Origin of the sequence: Paenibacillus sp. RS8, from assembly GCF_041956825.1 — a bacterium.
Taxonomy (GTDB): domain Bacteria; phylum Bacillota; class Bacilli; order Paenibacillales; family Paenibacillaceae; genus Paenibacillus_AQ.
On sequence record NZ_CP168131.1, the window covers coordinates 2,998,569 to 3,022,809 of the forward strand.

Genomic DNA, 24,241 nt, shown 5'->3' on the forward strand with positions numbered 1-24,241 from the left:
AGTTCTGAATAAGGGTTTGTGTAGTTGGGTTATTCAGATGATTCCTCCGGGGAAGCATTGACGTATTTCCGGCAAAGACGCAATAATGGTGGCAAAGACATACATATTGAGCAGGAGATAGTTGATAGAGGGAGTGTAAATATGCTTGAAAAATACGGCCATGGCGGTGATTTGCTAACGGCTTCGGAACTATATGAGGAAGCTGGCGGCACATTTCTCGATTTCAGTGCCAACATCAATCCTCTCGGGCCTCCACCGGCGGTCTTGGAGCTGCTTAAAACAGCATTGTCTACGGTGGTTGCTTACCCGGACCCTGGACACCGACGCTTCAAAAGCCTGCTAGCAGAGGATCTCGGTATAGATAGTAGCTGGTTGACCGTAGGTAACGGAGCAGCAGAATCTATGGCATTGTTGCTGCTTGCGATCGTCCCGAAAAGGGTGGGCATCGTAGAACCTTGTTTCTCTGAGTATAGACAGCTTTCTGTGCAATTCGGCGCAGAAGTATTATCTGTTCAGGGCACAAGGGAACAGCAGTTTCGAGCTGGAGTGGACGAGATTGCCGGGCTGCTGGAGAAGGTTGAGCTGCTGTTCCTTGGACAGCCGAACAATCCTAATGGCGTTCAGTATGCGGTGGATGAACTACGCTGGCTAGCGCAGAAGGCAGAGAGCTGCGGAACTTATTTAGCTGTGGATGAAGCTTTTATTGATTTTATTCCAGAGGCTGAACGGAATACGCTGCTGCCGGAGCTGGATCAGTTTCCGCATACGATACTGGTACGGTCGATGACGAAATTTTACGCGATTCCTGGACTGCGTCTCGGGTTTGCAATTTCGCATCCAGAGCTTGCAAAGGCGATGACCGCAAAGCAGGTCACTTGGAGCGTGAACGGCTTGGCGCTGCTAGCCGGTGAAGCCTGCCTTGAGTGTGGGCACGAGTATGAGCGTCGCACGCGAGAGCTGATAAAGGCGGAGCGTGAGCTGCTGCGGCAAGGCCTTATGCAGCTGGGCTGCGATGTGCCGCCAGGAGAAGCCAACTTTCTGCTCTGTGGTCTGCCTTCGTCATGGAGCGCGGCGGAGATGCAGACCCGTCTTGGGCGCGCCGGTATATTGGTGCGCAGCTGCGCTATGTACCCAGGTTTAGGGGAAGAGCATATCCGGGTTGCCGTTAAGGGACATGAAGATAATGTCCGACTGCTGAATCAGATGGGGAAGATTCTGGCGGGGAAGTGACTGGTGCAGCGGAGGGTGCTGATGGGGTACCGTTTACATGATTGGTGCAGCGGAGATGGTTGGGAGTCAACTGCCTGAGTGATTCATGTTGCGCAGAAGGCTGAGAGTAAACTGCTAAGTGGTCTATGTAGCGCAAAAGAATAGGGTTTGAGGCCGGATTGGATGCTTCAGCTCGCATGCTCAAGGTTGTGATAGATTTTGATTAGGTGTTTTTTGATGGATACCCTCGAAAGTGAATTCTGTTGTATTTTGTACAACAGAATACGCCTAGAAGGAGTAGAAATTCGATTCTATAGCACTCTGTACAATAGAATTTTGAAAATTGGCGCGAAACAGACCCTTACGTGACATTCTATTGCACGAATTACAACAGAATGAATTTTGCCAGTGTATCTAGCTAAATCTGTTGTACAAAGTGCAATAAATGGGTTGAGGGACAGATGCTAAGGTGGATATAGAGTATTTGCTGAATTAGAGGAATAGGCGATAGATGAGTGAGAGGGCTGGGAATAGAAAGAGCGGCCGTGGAGCTGGTTAAAGAAACGGATGAGCGTTGAAAGGAGCTGGATCGGGAAATGGTGCAAGTGAAGATTCCATTTAACCTCGCTGGAGGCGTAAAAGAGTACCATTCGGCTATCTGGCCAGGGCTTGCTTTACAGTGGAAGGGAAACCATCTGCTACTGGAGCTGCCTGCTGAAGCAGATGGTTTATCGAGTGCGTTCTATGGTGGAGGAATGAATCGGCTAGAGCGGGCTGTCAATTTATATGTTGACCGCAATTATGAATGTAGTGATCCAGTTCAGGATATGGAGAATAAGCTGCGCAATTGGGGGTATTCATTATCTGGCTGTGCGGGTCTGATGACGGCTGTACCGCTTGAGCATGCAGCGGTAGCTGAAGAAGACACTGGCTCCGCGGGGATTTTTGTTTGCGTTACTGCAGCCGCAGGAAATGCTGCGCGCGCTGGTGTGGAACGCAATGTGCTGACTGTTTATCGCCCGGGTACGATTAACATAATGTTAGGTATTGATGGCCGCCTGACACCGGCGGCCATGGTCAATGCTGTGCAGACAGCTGTCGAAGCCAAAGCTGCTGCTCTGGCTGATCTCGGGATTACCGATCCCGAGAATGGCTTGATCGCAACCGGAACAACTACGGATGCGATCGTACTGGCTGTGAGCCAAAGCGGGCGATACAATGCAGAGCATGTCTACGCCGGAACAGCTACCGATCTGGGGGGCGCTATCGGCCGCCTTGTGTATAGCGCTGTGACAGGAAGTTTGCTGTCGGTGCAGGCAAGGAAGGACAGCTAATGAGAATGAATCGCTGGAATCGCTGGAGATGTTGGAAATTGTTCAGAGGTGATCGCCTGTGACAATCGCATTGGTACTGCTTGCGGCTTATGTGATTGACCGGATTGTAGGTGACCCGCGCAGCTTGCCCCATCCCGTAATTGGAATGGGCAAAGCGATCACGGCTCTGGAGCGGGTGATCCGCCTTCTATGGTCCCGTCCGCAAAGCCTGCGAAGAGCGGGGGTATTACTTCCGCTGTGTGTGGCGGGCGGCGCTTGGGCACTGACTGCCATTCTTCTATGGCTGTTGTCGTTTATCTCACCTTGGCTCGTCTGGATAGCCGAGGCATGGCTGATTTCAACCACGATTGCCTCCAAGGGGCTAAAGGATGCAGGGATGGCGGTGTACGTGGAACTCCGTAAAGGTGATATTCCTGCAGCTCGCAAGGCTCTGGGGATGATCGTGGGACGTGATACGACCACACTAGATCCCCCGGAAATTGTGCGCGGCACGGTGGAGACTGTAGCAGAGAATATCGTCGATGCGATTATTTCTCCATTGTTCTACGCGCTCATCGGTGGCGCGCCGCTTGCTATGGCTTATCGGGCAGTCAACACGCTCGATTCCATGGTGGGATATAAGAATGATAAATACCGTGATCTCGGCTGGGCATCCGCTCGGTTAGATGATGTCGCCAACTTTATTCCAGCGCGGATAACGGCACTGCTCTTGGCTCTGTGTGCATGGGTGCTTCATCTGGATTGGCGGAGATGCCTGCAGATGGTGAAGCGGGATGCACGACTCCATCCAAGCCCGAATAGCGGCTATCCAGAATCTGCTGTTGCAGGCGCCCTCGGTATCCGGCTCGGTGGCGAGAACGTGTACCATGGTGTGGCTTCTTTCCGGGCATACATGGGTGACCCGGTACGATCTATGGAGCCGGATGATATTATTCAGACCTCGCGGATGATGATGCTCTGTTCTTCAATATTTGTTGCTGTCTGCGCAGCTATAGCGTGGATCTGGATCGGGGGCTGATGCTAGACATGGCGTTTCCTCTTATAGAGCTAGAACTAGTACTCGTTCGCCACGGGCAAACTCAGTGGAATGCTGAACATCGTTACTTAGGACATACGGATCTCCCACTGCTTTCAAGTGCAGTGGAGCAGCTATCTCAGCTAAAACAGCCGCTTGGTTGGTTGACCGAACAGGGGCTTGAAGCATCAAATGGCTTTTGGCGTGTATATTGCAGCGATTTGCTTAGATGTCGGGAAACACTAGCTTACATATCACCTTTACTAGAGAAGGTAGCTATCTACGATCAGCGGTTGCGTGAAATGAATTTTGGAGCTTTCGAAGGTTGTACTTATGAGGAATTGAAGGATAATTCACTGTATAGAAGCTGGATTGATAATCCTTCCACGGTTACACCACCAGATGGAGAAACATGGGCGCAGTTTGACGAACGGGTGCGCAGCTTTCTATTAGATTTGGGTCGAGCGGCTGAGGATTCATTTGTGCAGGCATCAATTAAAGAAAACAAGGATAAGGTAGTAACAAACAGGGTATTGGTAGTCACACATGGTGGTGTTATCCGGAATTTCCTTGCACAGGTAGTTCCGGGAGTCACATTCTACAGCGCTGTTGCACCTTCTCCTGGAACAGCAATGGTACTCAGATTATTCTGGCAGAACGGGAAATGGTCGGCAGATCTTTCGGGAGATTTATGAGAAAATCAAATAAAAAAGGGTTCTACATATTAGACATATCTAATATGTAGAACCCTTTATGTTTAACTATCGTTCGAACGTCAGCGGAATAACGTGGTTAATTGTTGGGCAACCATTCCTCACAGGTATCTGCACGTAATTGTAATTCATTATACAGCATGCTCGCATGGTAACCGTCGCACACGGCATGGTGGAATTGCCCCGATATTGGTAATAGTATTTTTTTGTCTTGATGAAAATATTTTCCTATAGTAAAGATGGGAAGTAGGAAAGTTCCCTCGTTATACACGTTCAGGTTAAAGCTCGTGAAGCTGACCCACGGAATACTAGAAATAGGGAAGGTGTTCGGTGGTTCGTTTGCTTTAGCGATAAATTGTTTTACACTTCCGTACATTTTCATATCATCCAGATAACGGTTATAGAAATCATTAAACTTTTCACCGTACGAAGTCCAGATGCTTGAGAAAGTCTTATCATCATCATGGAAAATTGTAAAACTAGGTGACAAGCTATCCCAATAACCTAATCTACCTTGAGAATCAAAGCATGTGCGGAATTCACTATGACGGTTCACCACCGTAGTTATCATGTGGATTAGTGCTGGGTATAGTTTAATTCCCTTATGCTTAAGCTCTGACAGTAGAAGGGTGATGTCAATATTTACGGTCATGCTATAGGTACATCTGACATTGTTTAAATAATGCTCAAAATAGGGTTTTCTGCTCCAGTTATCCATGACAATCGGGTTAAAAATCATTTATTATGACCTCCTAAAATTAATTCATTTTTCATTTTAGGAGGTCAACTGGACTGATTTCACCATATCCTTATCACAATCCCTTGAGAAAGTATTTTGTAACGAGTAGTATACCATCATCATAGCCGTAATTAATAATAAATCTAATGAAAAATGATACAGTACACTGAGATAGTAGAACATTAGTTAAAGTGGAAGGGAGATCCTTTATAATGCTGTATGAAAAGAGGGTCATCGAAAATTTACTCCAGCAAAAGCGTACGAGCGCGATTCCCATCGTTGTGATGATGTGCGGTGTGGCAGGGTCGGGTAAAACGACCTTTGCTCAAAAGTTGGAGAAAGAAGGATTCGTTCGTCTCTCGATTGATGAGGACATCTGGGCCACTTACGGTCGTTTTGGAGTCGATTATCCAGAGCAGAATTATGATACCTATTTAAAAGAATCAGAATTAAAGCTGCGTGGGGAGCTAGTAAATCTGATTCAGGCTAAACAGCATGTGGTTGTCGATTTCAGCTTTTGGCAACGGAATAGACGGAACGATTATAAGCAATTAATTGAAGAGCATGGCGGTGTCTGGGAGCTGATTTACTTAAAGGTTCAGCCGGATGAATTGCGGCGGCGACTGCTCATCCGGAGTGAACGTTTTGACGCCAATGCGGCGTTTACGATCACAGAGGACACGCTAACTCGGTTTCTAAGTGGTTTTGAAACCCCTGCTGGTGAAGGAGAAGCAGTAATCGAAGCGGAGGTCATCCTTCCTTAACCATTTCCCAAGCGTAGAATGAAAATTATCAAATTTGTCAGCTTATTCGCTCATAGAACCACAGCCAGATTAAAATCCTATGGCTGTGGTTCTTTTTTTACGCGCTTGATTATGCCATGATAGCTATGGAGGCGACCCGAGAGATGTTTAAGGACTTTAAGCTTATAGCCGGACGGCCGGTGTATATACAAATTAAAGACTATATGAAGCACTTAATTATAAAAGGCGGTCTACAAGGCAACCAAAAGCTGCCCTCCACAAGAGAGCTCAGCACACTGCTTAAGGTTAGCCGCAACTCTGTAATCTCTGCGTATGCAGAGCTTGAGGATGATGGGTTTGCCTATACAGTTCAGGGGCAAGGAAGTTATGTGGCGCCTTCACCTCCCGGCAGTGAAACGATTGTCTCTTGGACGATGGACTGGAAGTCACGTCTTAACGATCATGCGCGACTCGCAGAGGAAATGGACATCATGAAGCGCGGTTTACGAGCGGAGAAGGGTACGATCTCCTTTACGAGCATCGCACCCGATGAAAGCCTTTTTGATCTGGATAATGTGAAGCGCTCCTTTATGGATCGTATGTCGGTGGAAGGTAACGTCTTACTGAATTATGGATATGCCAAAGGGTATAAGCCTTTAATAGACTATTTGAAGCAATATATGGAGCACAAGGGCGCCCAAATGAAGGGCAAGGATATATTGATCACCAATGGCTTTACAGAGGGATTCGATATTGTATTGTCGGCACTTAGCAAGAAGAATAGATCGGTCATTTGTGAGAATCCGACGCATCATACGGCGATCAAAAATCTGAAGCTGAACGGCTTTGAGATCACCGGAATTCCTATGGAGCGTGATGGGATTGATCTGGTAGAGCTGGAGAAGGCATTGCAGCAGCAAGCTTTTGACTGTGCCTACTTCGTCCCTTCTTATCATAATCCGACCGGTATTGTAATGTCCCCCGAGAAAAGACAGGGGCTAATGAAGCTGATGAATCGGTATCAAATACCGGTGATCGAGGATGGTTTTAACGAGGAATTACGATATTCGGGCTCACATGTGGCTCCACTAATCGCAGCAGCAGGTAGCGGCAACAGCGTGATCTATCTAGGTAGCTTCTCAAAAGTATTATTTCCGGGACTACGCGTAGGCTGGGTGCTGGCAGATCAGGAGTTAATCTATTCTCTCGAAAGCGTCAAGCGCGCACGTACTATTCATACCTCGACGCTGGATCAATCCATTTTGTATCAATACTTATTGGGCGGACATTTAGAGAAGTATTTGAAAAAAGCCAGAGCAGAATACAAACGGAAATATGAACTAACCCTGCAATGCTGTAAGGAGTTTATTCCGTATAAGTCGTTATCAGGGGACGGAGGATTGCATCTTTTTGTAACCTTCGCGGAGGGCTTTAATACTAGGACGCTGCTGGCAGCCTGTCATGAGCAAGGGGTTATTTTTACAGCAGGAGATATATTCTTCACAGACGGTAAGGGTCAAAATACAATACGGATCGGTTTCTCCAGAGTGACGGATGAGGATATCCGCAAGGGGATCGAGATTATTGGTAGAACAGCACGACAACTAATGGGATAAAGAGGTGCTTGAGATGAAGATGAAAGTAGGCGTAATTATGGGCGGGGTGTCCTCAGAGTTTGAGGTATCCATGAATAGCGGGAGAGAGATTTTGAAGAATCTGGATCCAAATAAATATGAAGTTACTCCAATAGTGATCACCAAACGTGAAGAGCTGATTGAGCAGGCAAAAGGAATCGATATCGCGCTGCTTGCGCTCCACGGGGCTTACGGTGAGGACGGTACGGTTCAGGGGACGCTGGAGACAATGGGGATTCCTTATACAGGCAGTGGGGTTTTGTCTAGCAGCATTTGCATGGATAAAGATCTTTCTAAAAAGCTTATGCGCTGCTCAGGCGTCAATACGGCAGATTGGCTGTGCTGGGATAGTATGAAGGATTATTCTCAAGAAGCGGTAGATCGGATCGGATATCCTGTTATGGTGAAGCCGTGTTCAGGCGGTTCGAGTATTGGAATGGAAAAGGTCAGCAGTAGCGAAGAATTATTGAGCGCAGTACAGAAGGCTTTTGCCTGTGATCAATCGATTCTGATCGAGAGCTACATTCAAGGCCAGGAAATCACCTGCTCCATTCTAAATGGAGAGATGTTGCCCGTTTTAGGGATCACCTCCGCACATGCGGAGTGGTTCGATTACAGTGCTAAGTATGAAGATGGCGGGGCAGACGAACGGGTCATCGAACTACCGGCCGAGGTGTATGAGCGAGTGCGTGATGCAGCCTTAACTTGCTATAAAGCATTAAAATGCAGTGTGTATGCACGAGTGGATATGCTCATCAAGGATGGTATTCCGTATGTGCTGGAGGTGAACACGTTACCGGGCATGACGAAGGCCAGTCTTTTACCAAAAAGCGCGCAAGCGGCAGGCTACTCCTTCAGCGGACTGCTGGACGCAATTATTTCTCTTTCCCTGGCGGAAAAGAGTCCAAAAGAAGAGGTGTACAGCCATGCATAATGAATGGGTTGCTCCACGTGTGCGAGAGATTGCTCCCTCGGGAATTCGGGCTTTTTTTGACCTAAGTACGGGAAATCAGGATATTATATCGCTTGGTGTAGGCGAACCGGATTTTGTAACACCGGAGCATGTAAGAGCTGCCTGCATTCGTGCTTTAAATGATGGGGAAACGAGGTATACACCAAATTCCGGCTTATTGGAGCTTAGAGAAGAGATCGCCTCTTATCTGCACACAAGCTTCAATCTCCGTTATGAGCCAACTAATGAGATTATGGTTACGGTGGGAAGTAGTGAAGCTGTAGATTTGGCTCTGCGGGCCTTTATCACACCCGGGGATGAGATTATCGTCCCTTCTCCAAGCTACATCGCGTATTCGCCGATTACCCATTTGAACGGGGGGGTTACGGTAGAGGTTGAATCTTCAGCCGAGCAGGGCTTTAAGCTTACTGCTGAAGCGTTGCAGAGGGTAATTACCCCGCGTTCCAAGATTCTTATGGTAAATTTTCCGAGTAATCCTACAGGAACAGTAATGTCTTACGAAGACTGGTTGCCGATTGCTCAGATTGTAAAAGAGAATAACCTACTTGTCATTTCAGATGAGATTTATGCCGAGCTTACCTATGACAGTCAACATGTCAGCATTGCCTCTCTTCCAGGGATGATGGAACGAACCATTGTCATTAGCGGCTTCTCCAAAGCTTTTGCGATGACTGGCTGGCGAGTAGGTTATGCCTGTGGTGATCAGGAATTAATCGCTGCGATGCTTAAAATCCATCAGTACACAGCAATGTGTGCACCGGTACTAGGTCAAATCGCTGCCATAGAATCACTGCGTAATGGTATGGAACATAAGGACCACATGAAACGATGCTTCGATGAGCGAAGAAAGCTGCTGGTTAGTGGATTTCGATCCATTGGATTACCTTGCCATGAGCCGGAGGGTGCATTTTATGCCTTTCCTTCCATCGCTAATACCGGATTGAGATCAGAGGATTTCGCTTTGCAGCTGCTCAAGGAGGTTGGTGTTGCTGCGGTTCCGGGGCATGTGTTTGGAGCCGGTGGAGAGGGGTATATTCGCTGCTCTTATGCAGCATCTCTACAAAAATTGACAGAAGCTTTGGAGAGAATTGAAGGATTTATGAAAGTGAAGTTGTAATTCTAGCGGTCCCCATCTATCATAGATGGGGGCTTTTCTGTGTAGATAAGATAGAATAGGTGATACGGATATCTTTAATTGGAGGTTAAAATATGATTTCAACGATTCAAGAAGTAATTAAACGAATCACACCAGCTGATGAACAGTCTTTCCTAAAGGCGGAGCACCGCCTGAATATTCTAACTAAACCGCCGGGCAGTTTGGGACAATTGGAGACTCTGGCTGTTAAGCTCGCTGGAATTTCGGGTACGGAGCAGCCTAGCTTCACCAAACGGACGGTTGTTGTGATGGCTGCCGATCACGGTGTATGCTGCGAGGGAGTTAGCGCCTTTCCGCAGGAAGTCACAATGCAAATGGCCTATAATTTTCTTAGCGGAGGAGCGGCTGTGAATGTACTGGCACGCCAAGCCGGGGCAGAGGTAAAGTTCGTAGATATCGGTGTTAACGGCGATCTTAGTCATGAGGATCTGATTGATCGTAAGGTACGCCGGGGAACGGATAATATGGCTGCGGGACCTGCGATGAGTCGTGAGGAAGCGATGAGTGCTGTGCTTGTAGGCATAAAAATCGCACAAGAAGCGATTGATAACGGGACGGAGATTTTTATTACGGGTGAAATGGGCATAGGAAATACAACGGCTAGTGCAGCTATTCTGTGTGCTCTAAAAGGAATAGCGCCTGAAGTAGCCGTCGGAAGAGGAACGGGAATTGATGATGAACGTTTACTACATAAAATTGCAGTTGTGGAACGTGCTCTAAAGGTGAATCAGCCGAATCCGGCAGATCCGCTGGATGTTTTGTCCAAAGTAGGGGGACTGGAAATCGCCGGTTTGACCGGTCTGATTCTTGGCGCAGCCGCTGCTAGGATCCCTGTGATTCTGGACGGTTTTATTTCGGGTGCGGCAGCTCTCGTCGCGAAGGCCCTTGCGCCAGAATCCATTGCCTATATGATAGGTTCCCATGTATCAGGTGAGCAGGGACATAAGCTGATGCTGGAGCAGCTTGGGCTTGAACCGTTGTTTAACCTTGGCCTTCGTTTGGGTGAAGGAACTGGAGGCGTATTGTCTCTTCATTTAATAGAGGCGATATGCCGTATTTTGAGCGAGATGGCCACCTTTGAAAGTGCAGGCATCTCTGGAGCTGGGAAACAATGAGTATTCTTGTAACGGGTGGCGCACGTAGCGGGAAGAGTGGTTTCGCAGAAAAACTGATGTCGTCACTGACAGATCAGGCCTCCTATGTAGCAACCGGACAAGCGTTTGATGATGAAATGAAGGAACGGATTGCACTGCATCAGCATCAGCGCTCGCAAAGCGGGTATGCTTGGGAGACGTTAGAGGAGCCCTATGATTTGCCAGATCTTCTTAAGCGTTTATCTGGTGAGAAGGCGGTCCTTGTAGATTGTCTAACGTTGTGGTTATCGAATGTACTGCTTGCCATGGAAGGATTTACGGATAGACAAGAACTGATTGAGAGCGAGATTACAAGACTTGAAGACAGTGTACGTACATTTAAAGGAAATCTCATTTTGGTCACTAATGAAGTAGGGGACGGTATTGTTCCAGAGTATGCGCTTGGTCGATTGTACCGTGATTTGGCAGGACGCATGAACGCGTTACTCGCTAGGCAATGTGAGCAGGTCTTTCTAGTGACTGCTGGCATTCCAATTGAACTTAAGAGCAGGGAGTATCGCTTATGAGGGAGCGCAGGGATGCTGCCGCGGCTGCCTTTCAGTTTTTGTCTCGGTTTCCTGTAAAGAGTGATGCCGGATTTTCTCCTGAGCTGCTGCGCCGAAGTGTGCTGTTCTATCCCGTGGTGGGTGCAGCTATCGGACTGTGCGTAGCTGCTGGAGCAGCTTTGACGGGCTGGATGTTACCGGCTTGGCCAGCCGCTGTTATTACCCTCATTTTATGGGTAGGACTTACTGGCGGCTTGCATCTCGATGGTTGGATGGACAGCGCGGATGGTCTGCTTAGCTACCGACCGAGGGAACGAATACTGGAGATTATGAAGGACAGCCGTGTGGGTGCGATGGGTGTGCTCGCCTGCGTGCTGCTCTTGCTGTTAAAGGCCTCTTTAGTGGCAGCATTAATCGAAGGCTACGCCTATTACGAGCTGCCACTGCTCTTGCTGCCAGCGATCTGGAGCCGCTGGTATATGGTGCGGGCAATGGTGCGTTATCCCATTGCCCGCGGGAACGAGGGGCTGGCCGCGAGCTTCGCCGGCCTCGCTCCCTCGCATGAGCGGCGCGCGCTGGCGATAGCCGCGCTGCTCTCGCTAGCCGCAGCCGCTGCGCCCCTGGCGCTCGGCGCGGGCTTAGGCGCGTGGCCGTTGCATCTGGCGGCAGCGTTACTGCTGCCGGCTGCAGCCTGGGCCAGCGGCACTGTGGCTGCGCGGCGGATCAGCAGCCGGCTCGGCGGGCTCACCGGCGATGTGTACGGCGCGCTGAATGAGCTGCTAGAGGTTGTGCTGCTACTAGTATTAGTGCTGCTCCAGCACAACTTTATGTAAGTGGCTCCTGCGGGGGACGCATAGTAGCCAGCTCTTTCAATCTGATTTTATACTCTATTAATGCCTGTGGCTCCAGCTGTTTGGTGGCCCAGATTCTTGCTTGTACACATACTTGCTAACCGTGATGACGTTGTATCATATTTTGCGAATCATTTGATATTTTTAGAGTTCGATAAGAAAGAGGGATGACATGGTTGCTGCCATTCTGCTATTTGTAATTGCCGGCCTTGCTGAGATTGGAGGCGGATACTTAGTATGGTTATGGCTAAGAGAATCAAGACCTCTCTGGTACGGTTTGGTAGGTTCTTTGATTCTGATAAGCTATGGCATTATTCCTACGTTGCAGAAGTTTCCATCCTTCGGAAGAGTGTATGCAGCTTACGGCGGGGTGTTTATCGTGCTCGCTGTGTTATGGGGCTGGCTAGTAGACAAGAAAACACCCGATGTATATGACTGGGTTGGTGCTGTTATTTGTGTGATCGGCGTTTCGGTCATTCTTTGGGCACCGAGACACTAAGATTAACATGGTGTACTAAGCTATGAATGGTAACTCGTTATGCAAGAAAGGACTAGTTGATGGGTTTAAAGACAATGCAGTGCCTAAATAAAACAGCCCGTTCAACACTTTCGTGTGAACGGGCTGTTTTTATTTAAGCTTAGATCTTAAATTGTTGTACAGCTTCCTGAAGCTTTTTAGCCTGCTCATAGAGATGTTGGACGGTTACTGCATGTCCTTCAAGCTCTATACGCTGGCGCTCTGAGTTCTCGGATAATGTATCCGCACTTTCTTGGGATCTTGAAGTAATTTGTGCGGTTTCCTCGACGGAAGCACTGACTTCTTCCGTACTTGCTGAGATTTGCTGCGTAGCTGCAGATACGGATTGAATATTCTGATTGATGCTCTGGATCAGAATCAGGAGGTGATTGAAGGCATCGCCCGCTTCTGTCACCTTGCCTACCCCAGAGGCTACCTCAGAATTCACTTGGTTCATCTCAGTAACGGAGCGATTCATATCTTCCTGAAGTCCTAGAAGGAAATCACGGATCTGCTCATTCGCATTACGGGATTGTTCGGAAAGCTTACGTACTTCTCCGGCAACAACGGCAAAGCCGCGACCATGTTCACCTGCACGCGCTGCTTCAATCGAAGCATTGAGTGACAGCATTTGGATTTGCTTCGTAATTTCAGTAATACTATGAACGACTTCTCCGATCATTACTGAACGTTCGTTCATAATTTGTAATTGCTCCAGTGACTGCAAAGAAGCACGTTCAACCTGGCGCATTTGCAGAACAGCACTTTGAGCAATCTCATTACCGCCACTCGCCTCAGCGGAAGCTTCACTGATCTGCTCTGTGACTTCGGTAGCTGCTGAAGCAATATGCTGAATGCCGAAATTGATTTCTTCCATAGCTTTTGAATTATCTAGAGCACTGCTCGCGATGGTCGTACTACCTTTGCCGATTTCTACTACGGAAGAGCTAGAGTGGTCCGCCATTTCATTTAAGACGTCTACACGCTCTCTTAAGGAATTGGAATCGGTGACTACTGTGTTTGAGGTAACGAGTACATGTCCAATCATTTCTTTTAGGCGTAGGGTCATCGCTTGGAAGCTTCTGGATAGCTGAGCGACCTCATCAGTGCCATTAACCGTTAATTCCTCTGTGAAATCTCCCTCAGCGAGACGGGCGCTGTAAGCTGCAAGCTTAGAGATGGGACGAGTTATCCGCATGCTCATAAACCAGGCACCGGTTGAACCTATGATTAGCGTTAGCAGAGTGATCCCGGCACTGGTCCACAGAATGCTGTTTGTTTTTTCTTGAATAAAGCTTACATCACTGCTGATTCCGATAACCATCGTACTTCCGGGAATTCCGATATAAGCTGACTTATGTACACCATGGGCGTCTCTGTATGTATCGCTTAGTCCGCTCTTTCCTTTAAGAGCTTGCTGCATTGCAGAAGATACCTTAACAATTTCATCCCGCTTTAATTTTCCATCATGATCTACGGTCAGAACCTCGGCTTCCTTGCCTTTAAGATTGACTAGAAAAATAGTCTCAACCCCATGCTGCTTCTTCTTATCCTGAAAATAGAATTCAAGATTGGTGGCTGCTTGTTCGTTCTTCTTTAGTGCTTGCTGAGCATGCATGGTGTTAATATTCTTATATACGTCCTGAGCAGCTGCAGTTAGAATTTGATTGATTTGTGGCATGACATAGCTGTTGAAAATACTGGTGGATATAAAGTAGAAGCTGGTACTTAACAAAAGAGACGTGAGTAATAGAACTACAAACAATAAACGCGTGAATCGGCGACTGATCGACTGCTTGAAACGAAACATATTGTTGTTCTCCCCTTTTTATGGACAGCGAAGCTCCATTTCTTATTGGAATACATCCTATCTCCCTACCGAGTGCTAGTGTCTGGCAACCTGCAATATATTCCATAGTTATGTAATATATCAACTAAATGGATCGGGAATGAAGTGTTTGATACTATTCTATATAATTAACCTCTGGATGAATAGTGAAAATTTTAGTTTATAGAGCATATTTTTCTGAAAAAGATGAATTATTACTGACACTTTTATTTTTATTTAATAAAAATGGGTATAAATACCCAATTCATTATTTGTTTATTTTTATGGATTGTTTGATGACAGTGTGATAGAGTATTAATGTTTTGTTCCAAACATAAGGTAAGCCGCGGTTCGTAACCATCCCGCGTAAACAAAACTAGGAGGAATTTAAGTAATATGTTCAATTTGTTGTGGGGAGTTTTATTTGTTATTGTCAATTTTGCCTTTTTTCTACTCTGTTACCGCCTGTTCGGCAAAAATGGAATGTATGCCTGGGTAGGTATCGCTACTGTAATTGCTAACATTCAGGTAGCTAAGACGATTGCTATGCCATTTGATATTGTGATGACACTCGGAAATACGATGTATGTCACTTTGTATATGACCAGCGATTTGCTTAATGAGAAGTATGGAAGAGCGGAAGCACGCAAAGCAGTTTGGTTTGGTTTCTTCACTTTGCTTATGACGACAGTCATTATGCAGATGGTACTAGTATTTAAGCCGCAAGAGACCGATATCGCTCAGTCTTCTTTAGAGACGATCTTTGGGCTGATGCCTCGACTAGCTCTGGGTAGTCTTACTGCTTACTTCATTAGTCAGTTCCTAGATGTTCGGTTATACGCCTGGATTCGCAAATATTACAGCACCTCAAGTCAGCTGTGGATTCGTTCCAACGGCAGCACGATGGTCAGTTCTTTTGTGGATACACTAATCTTCTGCACCATTGCATTTGCTGGGTTGTATAACTGGAGTGTATGGCTTGAAATTTTGCTTACAACGTATCTAGCGAAATTCTTACTAACCGCAGTAAGCACACCTATCTTATATATCGCCCGAACTTTTACTTTTGCTGAAGATGGAATACCTTCATCTGTTCAAAAGAAGGAATAAACAACACTACAGCCAGCGCGTACCGATTATAATCGATGCGCGCTGTTTGATTTTTCCGGTCATTAGAAGGCTTAATCGTTACATGAAAAATGTGTACATAAAATTAATATAAAGCTAAAATAAGCTATCGTAGCAATTCTAATAGTGTGCCTTGCAATTCGTTGGTTAAAGCTGCCGTTATTGCTCTTCAATTTAAGTGCTATCAGTCCGATCGAAGAGAGTGTACATATTCGGTAGTCATAGAAATTACGAACAGGTGTGATGAAGGATGAATCTAGTAGTGCCTATACTGTGCCATGCAGCACAGCAGCCCGACAGCATTGCCTTAACCCAGGCCCAAGCGACGCATACCTATGCAACATTAGTACAAGCGATGCAGAGAATTGCGAATGGTCTACAGCAAAAGGGCTTGAAGCATGACAAAATTGCTATTTTATCTACGAATCGTATTGAATTTGTTGAAGTTTTCTTAGGGGCTATTTATGCGGGCTGTGTTCCGATTCCTTTAGATCCCAAGTGGAGCGCAAATGAGCTGCAGATGATTATAAAGCAGTGCCAGCCGTCGATGATTTTTGCTGAGCCGGAAGCTGCAAAGCATCTGGTATTTATGAACGAAGCCATCCCAACGCTGACTTTTTCAAATGAACGAACAGGTTCCTATGATCAGTGGCTGGATGCGCTGAAACCAGAGGCTGAGTTGGATGAGACGAACGAGTTATTATTTATCGGTTTTACTTCAGGCACAACTGGGCTACCCAAAGGATATATGCGTACCCATTTATCGTGGTTAAAGAGCTTTGAGGTATCGAGTGCTGCCTTTGAATTGGACTCTATGAAGGATGTTTTAGCACCGGGTCCGTTTGTGCATTCGCTGTCCTTGTTCGCTGTAATGCAGAGTCTGTATGGTGGAGCAAACTTTCATATTACCCAAAAATTTAGCGCCAAGCATGTGTTAGAGCTGTGCAAGCAGATTCCGGGTGTGGTGCTGTTCGTTGTACCGACAATGCTCGAATCCATGATGCAGCAGGCTGTTCCTGGGCAGACGCAGATTGATGCGATTATTAGCTCAGGTGCAAAGTGGCCTTGGCTGTCCAAAAAAAAGGGCATGGAAGTGTTCGGCGGAACGCGTCTCTATGAATCCTATGGTTCCTCAGAAGCGAGTTATATTAGTTATTTGGATGTTCTGGAAGAGCATAATCCGAACTCTGTAGGCAAGCCCTATCCCGGAGTGCAAATTTCCATTCGTGATGAAGAGTTCCGTGAAGTCCCTACGGGGGAGATTGGGCAGTTATATGTGCGAAGTGATATGATATTTCTAGGCTACCATCAATTGCCGAAGGAGACCGCAGCAGCTTTTCGAGAGGGATGGCTTGTGTTGGAGGATTATGTTTATCAGGATGAAGCTGGTTATTTATATCTGGCGGGTCGCTTGAAAAATAGAATCATCTCGGGTGGGCTGAACGTTTATCCAGAGGAAATAGAGCGAGTACTGGAGCATCTTCCGGAAATACAAGAAGTAATGGTGCTTGGCGTCCCTGACGATTATTGGGGAGAACAGCTGGCAGTCCTCGTGAAATGGAATGGTGCAAAGCATTTATCTATAGACGAAATAAAGAATTATTGTCGCCAGTATTTAGCAAGTTACAAAGCGCCGAAGCAGCTGCTGACAGTTGATGAGTTTATCTATACTAGCAGCGGAAAAATTGCCCGGCAAGCGATGAAAGACTATGTGAAAAGAGCGATGGTATGATCGAAGCAGTGATTGTCATGGCAAAACGCACACCGATTGGCAGGATGGGCGGCTTATTAAGTACATTGGAGCCGGAAGCATTACTGGCGCCGCTTATTCAGCATATTGTGGCAGAGACAAACCTGCCTGTAGATATAATCGATGATGTCATTATTGGAAATGTGGTCGGTCCGGGTGGGAATATTGCCCGGGTAGCAGCGCTCGAAGCGGGATTGCCTGTTTCGGTTCCGGGTGTCACTGTGGATCGGCAGTGCGGTTCTGGGCTAGAGGCGATTAATATTGCAGCTAGGCTTATTCAAAGCGGTGCTGGTGAGATTTATTTCGCAGGCGGCGTTGAAAGCACGAGCCGTGCTCCCTGGAAGATGGCTAAGCCACAGACCTTGATGGGTATTCCACAGCTATATACCCGTGCTCATTTTACACCTAGCGCTTACGGTGATCCGGATATGGGGATTGCTGCGGAAAATGTAGCGCGGAAGTACGGGATTTCCCGAGAAGAGCAGGATCAATATGCCTTGAAAAGCCATCAGAAGGCCGTTCATGCTCAGCAAAGTGGCCAGTTTCAGCAGGAGATTGTACCTCTTCTGGTTGAGGGAGAGTGGGTGCATACCGACGAATGTCCTAGGGTCAATACGAGCTTGGATAAGCTGCGAAAGCTACCGCCAATTTTTGAAGAAAAGGGTACTGTCACTGCTGGAAATGCTTGTCCTATTAATGATGGTGCGGCGCTTCTATTAATGATGTCCCGTGAGAAATGTCGGCAACTCAAGCTTAAGCCTATACTGCGTGTAGTGGATGCGCAAGCGGCAGGTGTGGATCCAAATTATTTAGGTATGGGGCCAGTTCCAGCTGTACAAAAGGTGTTACAGCGTCAACAGCTGACCATAGCCGATTTAGATATCGTAGAGTTTAATGAAGCCTTTGCTTCACAAGTTCTAGCCTCACTGAATGAGCTTCAGATCCCACAGGAAAAGGTCAATCTTGGAGGAGGCGCATTAGCTATCGGTCATCCATATGGGGCGTCCGGAGCTATTTTAATGACGCGTTTATGTGCTGAAATGCAGCATACGCCTTATCAAAGGGGACTTGCCACTTTGGGCATTGGCGGCGGGTTGGGGCTGGCTACGCTTGTGGAGGTTACGGAATGAACAGCGTCCGACATCAGATTCTTATGACTGCTGAGTGGATATCGGATTACGCACAGAGTATTGAGGCACCCGTGCAGACGACTAATGGCAATCTGATTGCTCCTTCTACGATGCCTATTATTTTTTGGCAGGTCTTCGATATTCCTTGGCTTAGCAAGGGAGAGCCCTTGCTTCACGGCACTCAGAAATTCTCATATCAAGCTCCGATTACGGCAGGGATGACGTTAGATTGTGAATTAGCATTAACGAGCAAGGTGCAAAAGGAAGGCCGGCAGGGCAAGCTGACCTTTTACAACCATACACTGGTTTGTAAATGTGAAGGTGAGCTTATAGTTACTGCAGAAACGGTGTTAATTCGGGTAGGTGATAATCATGATGAAAAAATTCATAACTGCTGAAGCCATCCGGCAATATGCAGCAGCTTCCCAAGATCTGGCCGCTATTCATCTAGATGAAGATGCTGCAGCTGAAGTTGGATTTAAGCGGCCCATCACACATGGAATGTATCTTATGGGATTAGCTCAATCCTTATATCTCGCTGAGCATCGGGCACAGTGGATCACTCAGTATGAGCTGAAATTTCATCAACCTATAGAAGTAGATAATGTCGTGATTTTTGATTTTGTGGAGGATGACTGCGATGTGAAAGTGATCCTTACAACAGAAGCTGGCGATTTTATTGCTTCAGGAGCTTTTTCAGTGAAAGAGGTGTAATCATGAACAAAGTAGCCTTAATTACTGGAGCGACAAGAGGGATAGGGCGCAGTATCGCCGTGCAGCTCGGCAAGTCCGGTTATAAAGTGGCTGTAAACGGCACAAAACAAGTCTTAATCGATGAGGTTGTGCGCGAGATTCGTCAGGCAGGCGGTGAAGCATCGGGATACTCTGCGAATGTAGCAGATCCGGTTGCGGTCTCTGTAATGGTTGAAGAGGTTATTGCCAAATACGGCCATATTGAGGTGTTGATAGCGAACGCTGGCAATTTGCAGGATCAGAAGTGTCTACGGATGACAGATGAAGAATGGAAGGCCGTGCTGGATGTGCATTTAAATGGCACCTATTACAGCATTCAACGCGTACTACCGCATATGCGTCAGACAGGCGGTGATATTCTGTTGATGACCTCCACCGCTGGGTTAACAGGCTCCGTGGGTCAGGTGAATTATAGTGCAGCCAAGGCTGGAATACTCGGAATGATGTGGACACTTGCAGCGGAGTTGAAACGTGACAAGATTAGGGTAAATGCGATTTCACCAGCCGCTTTAACAGATATGACCAGACCTGTCATTGATCATTTGAAAGAGAAACATGCCAGTCGTAATGAGCCGTTCCCAGAGTTTTGGCGAATAGGCACTCCAGAGGATATTGCTACCTTCGTAAATGCAGTATTGAGCGAGACCGACGCTGATTTAACCGGTGAAATCTTTGCTGTGAATGGATCAAAGGTGACGAAATGGGAGAAGCCTGCGCCTGCCTTTTCCGAGAACAGCATTGAGGCATTTTTCGCTGCTTGGCACCGTCAAAAGGGGAGTGAATAAATGCTTACCTTCGATCAAGTTCATTTTTATTATAAAAAGGGTCAGCCCGTCTTAGAGGATATCAGCTTTACGATAGAAGCGGGGGAATTTGTGGCGATTGTTGGCGCTAATGGCTCTGGAAAATCCACCATTGCCAAGCTAATGGACGGTTTGCTGCTGCCGCGAAAAGGGTCGATACAGTTTAAGGGCCTAGACACCTCAAAGCCAACTGATCTTACAGAAATTCATCGTCAAATCGGCTTTGTTTTTCAGAATCCAGAGGATCAATTTATCACCACAACCGTTATGGATGAGGTGCTTTTTGGTTTGGAAAATATTCGTGTGCCAAGGGAGGAAATGCGCAGCCGATTGGAGGATGCCTTGCAGGCTGTTCATATGGAGGATTATCTGGATGCTATGCCACATCAGCTTTCTGGAGGTCAAAAGCAGCGTGTTGCTATTGCCGCTATACTGGCGATGCGCCCGCAAGTCATTATTTTTGACGAGGCCACCTCTATGCTTGATCCTCAGGGAAGACAGCAGGTGCTTTCCATCATGCAAGAGCTGCATCGACAAGGTCTGACCATTATTCAGATCACTCACCATATGGAGGAAGTGCTTTCAGCAGAGCGATTATTACTCCTGCATCAAGGGCGGCTTGAGTTTGACGGCGATCCACTGGCTTTTTTTGAAACGATGCCTGTTGCGGACTATCAATTACAACTGCCCTTTGCAGTGCGTGTACAAGCATTACTCCATTCAGCAGCGCCGCCAACACCCGATTGGAAGGGGAGAGTCCGATCACAATGGTCTACCAATTAAATCATTTAAGTGTGAACTATGCTGATCATGTGGCTTTGCACGATGTAAACTGTACCCTTTCTGCGGGCAAATGGATTTCGATTATCGGTCCAACGGGCGCAGGAAAGTCTACCTTTGTCAAAGTGCTGAAGGGCTTGATTCCCACCGTAAAAGGCGACTATTGGATTGATCAGCAGCCTGCTCCCAGAGATGCCAAAGGACAATTAAAGGTCGTCCCTGAGCTGGGCTTCGTCTTTCAATATCCGGAGCATCAGCTATTCGAAACCACGGTGTATAAGGAGCTTGCTTTTGCTCTAAATCTGCAGGGGGCTTCAAGTCAGCAAATTACAGAGGCGATTGAAAGGATTTTGCCGCAAGTAGGTCTGTCAGAGGAGATTCTCCTTTTAAATCCATTCCAATTAAGCGGTGGAGAAAAGCGCCGTGTGGCTATTGCCTCTGTGCTGATGACGAATCCGAAGCTGCTAATTTTGGATGAACCAACAGCGGGGCTCGATCCAGCCAGCCAAGTATCTTTATTGAAGCTGCTGAAATCATGGCAACAACAAGACCAGCGTACCCTTCTCTTCGTTTCACACCAGATGGATGATGTTGCCGAGTACTCGGATGAGGTGATGGTTTTTCACAAAGGTCAGCTAAAAGGGCATTATAACCCCAGAACATTATTTCTGGAAAAGGAAGAATTATTAATAGAATTAGGTTTGTCCATGCCTGAACCCGTACAGCTATTGAAGCTAGTAGAGGAACTATCCGGTCAAAAAATAGAGGTTTCTAGCTGTAAAGAGCAGGATATCTTCGATGCTGTTCTGCCGATTTGGCACTCGAGGGGGCATGAACATGGCTGATTCCGTATTAGTGGGTCAATATGTGGAGACGCATTCGATTTTCCATCGTTTAGATCCTCGTACAAAGCTTATTGGTATCGTGATTCTCATGCTGAGCTTTCTAACGCTTGGAACAGGTCTTAGCTATGTTATTGCAACCTTTTTTGTGTTCGGAATTTTACTTTTTTCAAAGGTTCCTTTTCATTTTTTCTGGCGAGGGCTGCGCCCGCTATTATTTATTTTGCTGTTTACCTTTGTGTATAACGCCGTGTTTACCAAAGGAACGATCCTCTGGTCATGGTCATTTATTGAGGTGACTGAAGAAGGACTGCGAATGGGATTACGTTTTGTATGGCGTATAATATTGCTCATCTTATTAGCCTCAATATTAACATTAACTACTAAACCGCTAGATTTAGCGTATGGTCTTGAAAAGCTGTTAGCTCCTCTGTCCAAATTGGGGGTACCTGTAGAACAACTCTCATTAATGATAGTGATTGCGATTCGGTTTATTCCTACCATCAAGGAGGAGCTGGATCGTATTCTTCTCGCACAAAAGGCAAGAGGTTATGATCTTACAGCATTATCGCCGCCTAGACGGATATTTGCTTACATCCCGATCATTATTCCTTTGCTCTTCACGACGATTCAACGTGCTGAACAGCTGAGTTATGCGATTGATGCGCGTGCTTATGGAAATGGTAAAGGGAGAACTTCTTATAGGGTATTGCAATTGCAGCAAATGGATTATCTAGCAGTGGGAGTTGCCTTGTTGTTGGCTGTGATTCTGCTTGGGTTAAAGATAGGAAAGGTGTAGATGAAGATGAAATGGAACACCCGTATTACGGAGTTATTGCACATAGAGTACCCTATTATTCAAGGTGGACTTGCTTATTTAGGTTATGCAGACCTCGCGGCTGCAGTTTCGAATGCTGGTGGATTGGGTCAAGTCACAGCGATGAGTCTTCCGAGTGCAGAGGCTGTACGTTCAGAAATAGAACGTGTACGTACTTTGACGGACAAGCCATTTGGTGTTAATTTTGCCATCGGTATGCATGGTATTGGTTATGAAGATCGGTTGCAGGTCGCCATCGACGAGAAGGTTCCCGTTGTGAGCCTCACCGGAGGAAATCCAGCCCCCATGCTGGAAATGTTTCGGTCTACGAATATTAAAACGCTGGTGCTCGTCTCCTCACGTAGACAAGCCCAAAAAGCTGAACAATTAGGCGCTTCTGCGGTTATTGTTGTTGGGCAAGAGGGAGGAGGACACTTGGGACGTGATGATGTTGGGACTATGGTGCTCGTGCCCCAAGTAGTGGATGCGGTTGAAATTCCTGTGATTGCTTCAGGCGGGATCGGGGATGGCCGCGGATGGATGGCTGCCCATGCACTGGGGGCTGAAGGAATTGAAATGGGGACACGTTTCGTTGCTACAGAGGAATGTGTTCATGCGGCTGCTTCTTATAAAAAAGCCTTAGTAGAAAGCTCTGAGTCAGATACAGTCGTAATCAAACGCTCTATCGGAGCGCCCGCGCGAGTGTTGCGCAATGAATATAGCGACAAAATTCTTGAAGTCGAGCGTGTAACACCGACGTATGAGGTCTTAAAAGAATACATCAGCGGCGCAGCCAACAAGCGCTGGGTTTATGATGACATCAAAGAAGAGGGCATCGGCTGGGCTGGTCAAGTAACAGGAATGATCCATGATATCCCTACAGTCTCAGAGCTAGTCGGCAGGATGGTTAAAGAGGCAGAGTCGATTCGTGGGATGTGGGGAATGCAGGCGTGAGGAGCCAGCAGAGCAGTTGCCAGAAGATGAATTAGTGAACTGAAGGATAAGGTATTAGATTGGCGAGGCGTTATGCAAAAGAAGATAATAGTTGGTTGAATCTATCACGCTCCTCCAAAAAAGGGCAATGGCTGCTGTATTGGAATGGAACTAATTGCGAATTTTTAATCAGCTTATTTGTTTCCTGAGCTTGGGTAAACGGAACGACTTTATCATGAATTCCATGAATAATTAATGTGGGCACATCGATCTGTCCAAGATCGTTGTAAACATTCTCGTCTCTTAGCGTGACCATAATGGCGGAAGTCGACCAATTCGCAGCTTGTAAACCCATTAGAAAGAACCATTCAGATTTCGGTTCAGAAATGTACTGAAAGAAAAAAAGATCCGTTTGGTTTTGCAGCATTTTTGGACGGTCATTGTTTGTCTCTTCGATGATTTTATTCGTAAATTCTTTTGGAACGCTTGATGGAGACGCAGCGTCGATCAGGACGAGTTTAGATACCCCGTACCCTTTATAACGTGCCATATAACGAATTGAGATCGCACCTCCAGTAGAGTGTCCTGCCAGTGTTATGTTTTTTAGCTGTAACGCCTCGATGACCATACGAAGATCATCTGCTAATCTATCGAAACCGTAACCATCGAATGGTTTATCCGAATTGCCGTATCCTCTCCAGTCCATTCCGATACAACGATATCCGAGCTTAGGAAGGAAATTGAACTGATATTCAAACTGTTTATGGTTTAGCGGCCATCCGTGAATAAAAAGTATCGTTTTATTTCCCTTCGGATTGATGTCCTCTATAAATACTTTTACGCCCGGTTCCACAGTAACGAAGTATCCCAAGAGTATCACCTCATTTTTAAAATGTACTTTCCCGTTAAGATATTCGCCCTAGGCAAGGTTAATGCCTAATTTCGGCGTCAAAT

25 protein-coding genes and 1 riboswitch are annotated in these 24,241 nt (G+C 46.7%); of the genes, 22 read left to right on the top strand and 3 right to left on the bottom strand.

Annotated features, from left to right (window positions below):
- Positions 1–141 precede the first annotated feature (141 nt).
- From cobD to ACDZ28_RS14875, 4 genes are all read left to right on the top strand, one after another.
- Positions 142–1,230: a threonine-phosphate decarboxylase CobD gene (gene cobD / locus ACDZ28_RS14860; RefSeq protein ID WP_375105356.1), complete on the top strand. Its 1,089-nt coding sequence runs from the start codon at positions 142–144 to the stop codon at positions 1,228–1,230.
- A gap of 575 nt (positions 1,231–1,805) precedes the next feature.
- Positions 1,806–2,543, top strand: a complete 738-nt coding sequence (locus ACDZ28_RS14865) for an adenosylcobinamide amidohydrolase (protein ID WP_375105062.1) — start codon at positions 1,806–1,808, stop codon at positions 2,541–2,543.
- Between the two features lie 58 nt (positions 2,544–2,601).
- Positions 2,602–3,561: an adenosylcobinamide-phosphate synthase CbiB gene (gene cbiB, locus ACDZ28_RS14870; protein WP_042124956.1), complete on the top strand. Its 960-nt coding sequence runs from the start codon at positions 2,602–2,604 to the stop codon at positions 3,559–3,561.
- Between the two features lie 8 nt (positions 3,562–3,569).
- On the top strand, positions 3,570–4,253 hold the full coding sequence (locus ACDZ28_RS14875; RefSeq protein ID WP_052414497.1) for a histidine phosphatase family protein: 684 nt from the start codon (positions 3,570–3,572) through the stop codon (positions 4,251–4,253).
- 97 nt (positions 4,254–4,350) lie between these two features.
- Here ACDZ28_RS14875 and catA read toward each other — a convergent pair whose 3' ends face one another.
- On the bottom strand, positions 4,351–5,010 hold the full coding sequence (gene catA, locus ACDZ28_RS14880) for a type A chloramphenicol O-acetyltransferase (protein ID WP_042124960.1): 660 nt from the start codon (positions 5,008–5,010) through the stop codon (positions 4,351–4,353).
- 212 nt (positions 5,011–5,222) lie between these two features.
- Between catA and ACDZ28_RS14885 the strand changes: the two genes are divergently transcribed.
- The 8 genes from ACDZ28_RS14885 (at position 5,223) to ACDZ28_RS14920 (ending at position 12,505) form a co-directional block, all read left to right on the top strand.
- A complete protein-coding gene (locus ACDZ28_RS14885; protein ID WP_156114738.1) occupies positions 5,223–5,774 on the top strand; it encodes an ATP-binding protein in 552 nt (183 codons plus the stop codon).
- A gap of 143 nt (positions 5,775–5,917) precedes the next feature.
- Positions 5,918–7,369 carry a PLP-dependent aminotransferase family protein gene (locus tag ACDZ28_RS14890; protein ID WP_042124962.1) on the top strand — a complete coding sequence of 484 codons (1,452 nt, stop codon included), beginning with the start codon at positions 5,918–5,920 and terminating at the stop codon, positions 7,367–7,369.
- A gap of 19 nt (positions 7,370–7,388) precedes the next feature.
- Positions 7,389–8,321: a D-alanine--D-alanine ligase gene (locus ACDZ28_RS14895; protein ID WP_042131925.1), complete on the top strand. Its 933-nt coding sequence runs from the start codon at positions 7,389–7,391 to the stop codon at positions 8,319–8,321.
- A complete protein-coding gene (locus ACDZ28_RS14900; protein WP_042124964.1) occupies positions 8,314–9,477 on the top strand; it encodes an aminotransferase class I/II-fold pyridoxal phosphate-dependent enzyme in 1,164 nt (387 codons plus the stop codon). The genes ACDZ28_RS14895 and ACDZ28_RS14900 overlap by 8 nt, the downstream gene beginning before the upstream one ends.
- A 92-nt stretch (positions 9,478–9,569) precedes the next feature.
- Positions 9,570–10,631, top strand: coding sequence for a nicotinate-nucleotide--dimethylbenzimidazole phosphoribosyltransferase (gene cobT, locus ACDZ28_RS14905; RefSeq protein ID WP_042124965.1), 1,062 nt, complete (start codon positions 9,570–9,572; stop codon positions 10,629–10,631).
- Entirely contained in the window at positions 10,628–11,176 is a 549-nt protein-coding gene (gene cobU / locus ACDZ28_RS14910; RefSeq protein ID WP_042124967.1) for a bifunctional adenosylcobinamide kinase/adenosylcobinamide-phosphate guanylyltransferase, read from the top strand. The genes cobT and cobU overlap by 4 nt, the downstream gene beginning before the upstream one ends.
- Positions 11,173–11,988, top strand: a complete 816-nt coding sequence (cobS, locus tag ACDZ28_RS14915) for an adenosylcobinamide-GDP ribazoletransferase (RefSeq protein ID WP_375105063.1) — start codon at positions 11,173–11,175, stop codon at positions 11,986–11,988. The genes cobU and cobS overlap by 4 nt, the downstream gene beginning before the upstream one ends.
- Positions 11,989–12,178: 190 nt before the next feature.
- Positions 12,179–12,505, top strand: a complete 327-nt coding sequence (locus ACDZ28_RS14920) for a YnfA family protein (RefSeq protein WP_042185628.1) — start codon at positions 12,179–12,181, stop codon at positions 12,503–12,505.
- A gap of 139 nt (positions 12,506–12,644) precedes the next feature.
- On the opposite strand, the gene ACDZ28_RS14925 is transcribed toward ACDZ28_RS14920, so the two are convergent.
- Entirely contained in the window at positions 12,645–14,333 is a 1,689-nt protein-coding gene (locus ACDZ28_RS14925) for a methyl-accepting chemotaxis protein (RefSeq protein ID WP_042124973.1), read from the bottom strand.
- A gap of 358 nt (positions 14,334–14,691) precedes the next feature.
- Positions 14,692–14,737: riboswitch (PreQ1 riboswitch) on the top strand.
- 10 nt (positions 14,738–14,747) lie between these two features.
- Here ACDZ28_RS14925 and ACDZ28_RS14930 point away from each other — a divergent pair.
- From ACDZ28_RS14930 to ACDZ28_RS14975, 10 genes are all read left to right on the top strand, one after another.
- Positions 14,748–15,461 carry a queuosine precursor transporter gene (locus tag ACDZ28_RS14930; RefSeq protein ID WP_042124975.1) on the top strand — a complete coding sequence of 238 codons (714 nt, stop codon included), beginning with the start codon at positions 14,748–14,750 and terminating at the stop codon, positions 15,459–15,461.
- A gap of 268 nt (positions 15,462–15,729) precedes the next feature.
- On the top strand, positions 15,730–17,211 hold the full coding sequence (locus ACDZ28_RS14935) for an AMP-binding protein (RefSeq protein WP_375105064.1): 1,482 nt from the start codon (positions 15,730–15,732) through the stop codon (positions 17,209–17,211).
- The gene (locus ACDZ28_RS14940) at positions 17,208–18,359 is read left to right on the top strand and encodes a thiolase family protein (RefSeq protein ID WP_375105065.1); all 1,152 of its coding nucleotides are present in this window, start codon (positions 17,208–17,210) and stop codon (positions 18,357–18,359) included. Before ACDZ28_RS14935 ends, ACDZ28_RS14940 begins: the two co-directional genes overlap by 4 nt.
- Entirely contained in the window at positions 18,356–18,757 is a 402-nt protein-coding gene (locus ACDZ28_RS14945) for a MaoC family dehydratase N-terminal domain-containing protein (protein WP_375105066.1), read from the top strand. Before ACDZ28_RS14940 ends, ACDZ28_RS14945 begins: the two co-directional genes overlap by 4 nt.
- Entirely contained in the window at positions 18,732–19,073 is a 342-nt protein-coding gene (locus ACDZ28_RS14950; protein ID WP_375105067.1) for a MaoC family dehydratase, read from the top strand. Before ACDZ28_RS14945 ends, ACDZ28_RS14950 begins: the two co-directional genes overlap by 26 nt.
- Positions 19,074–19,075: 2 nt before the next feature.
- Entirely contained in the window at positions 19,076–19,897 is an 822-nt protein-coding gene (locus ACDZ28_RS14955; RefSeq protein ID WP_375105068.1) for an SDR family oxidoreductase, read from the top strand.
- The gene (locus ACDZ28_RS14960; RefSeq protein ID WP_375105069.1) at positions 19,898–20,698 is read left to right on the top strand and encodes an energy-coupling factor transporter ATPase; all 801 of its coding nucleotides are present in this window, start codon (positions 19,898–19,900) and stop codon (positions 20,696–20,698) included. It abuts the gene before it with no gap.
- Entirely contained in the window at positions 20,683–21,540 is an 858-nt protein-coding gene (locus ACDZ28_RS14965; RefSeq protein WP_042124990.1) for an ATP-binding cassette domain-containing protein, read from the top strand. The genes ACDZ28_RS14960 and ACDZ28_RS14965 overlap by 16 nt, the downstream gene beginning before the upstream one ends.
- Positions 21,533–22,336, top strand: a complete 804-nt coding sequence (locus tag ACDZ28_RS14970; protein WP_375105070.1) for an energy-coupling factor transporter transmembrane component T family protein — start codon at positions 21,533–21,535, stop codon at positions 22,334–22,336. The genes ACDZ28_RS14965 and ACDZ28_RS14970 overlap by 8 nt, the downstream gene beginning before the upstream one ends.
- A gap of 6 nt (positions 22,337–22,342) precedes the next feature.
- Positions 22,343–23,308 (top strand): NAD(P)H-dependent flavin oxidoreductase, encoded by a 966-nt coding sequence (locus ACDZ28_RS14975; RefSeq protein WP_375105357.1) that lies wholly within the window; start codon positions 22,343–22,345, stop codon positions 23,306–23,308.
- 70 nt (positions 23,309–23,378) lie between these two features.
- Here ACDZ28_RS14975 and ACDZ28_RS14980 read toward each other — a convergent pair whose 3' ends face one another.
- Complete coding sequence (locus ACDZ28_RS14980) at positions 23,379–24,158, bottom strand: alpha/beta fold hydrolase (RefSeq protein WP_375105071.1); 780 nt, start codon at positions 24,156–24,158, stop codon at positions 23,379–23,381.
- Between the last annotated feature and the right edge of the window lie 83 nt (positions 24,159–24,241).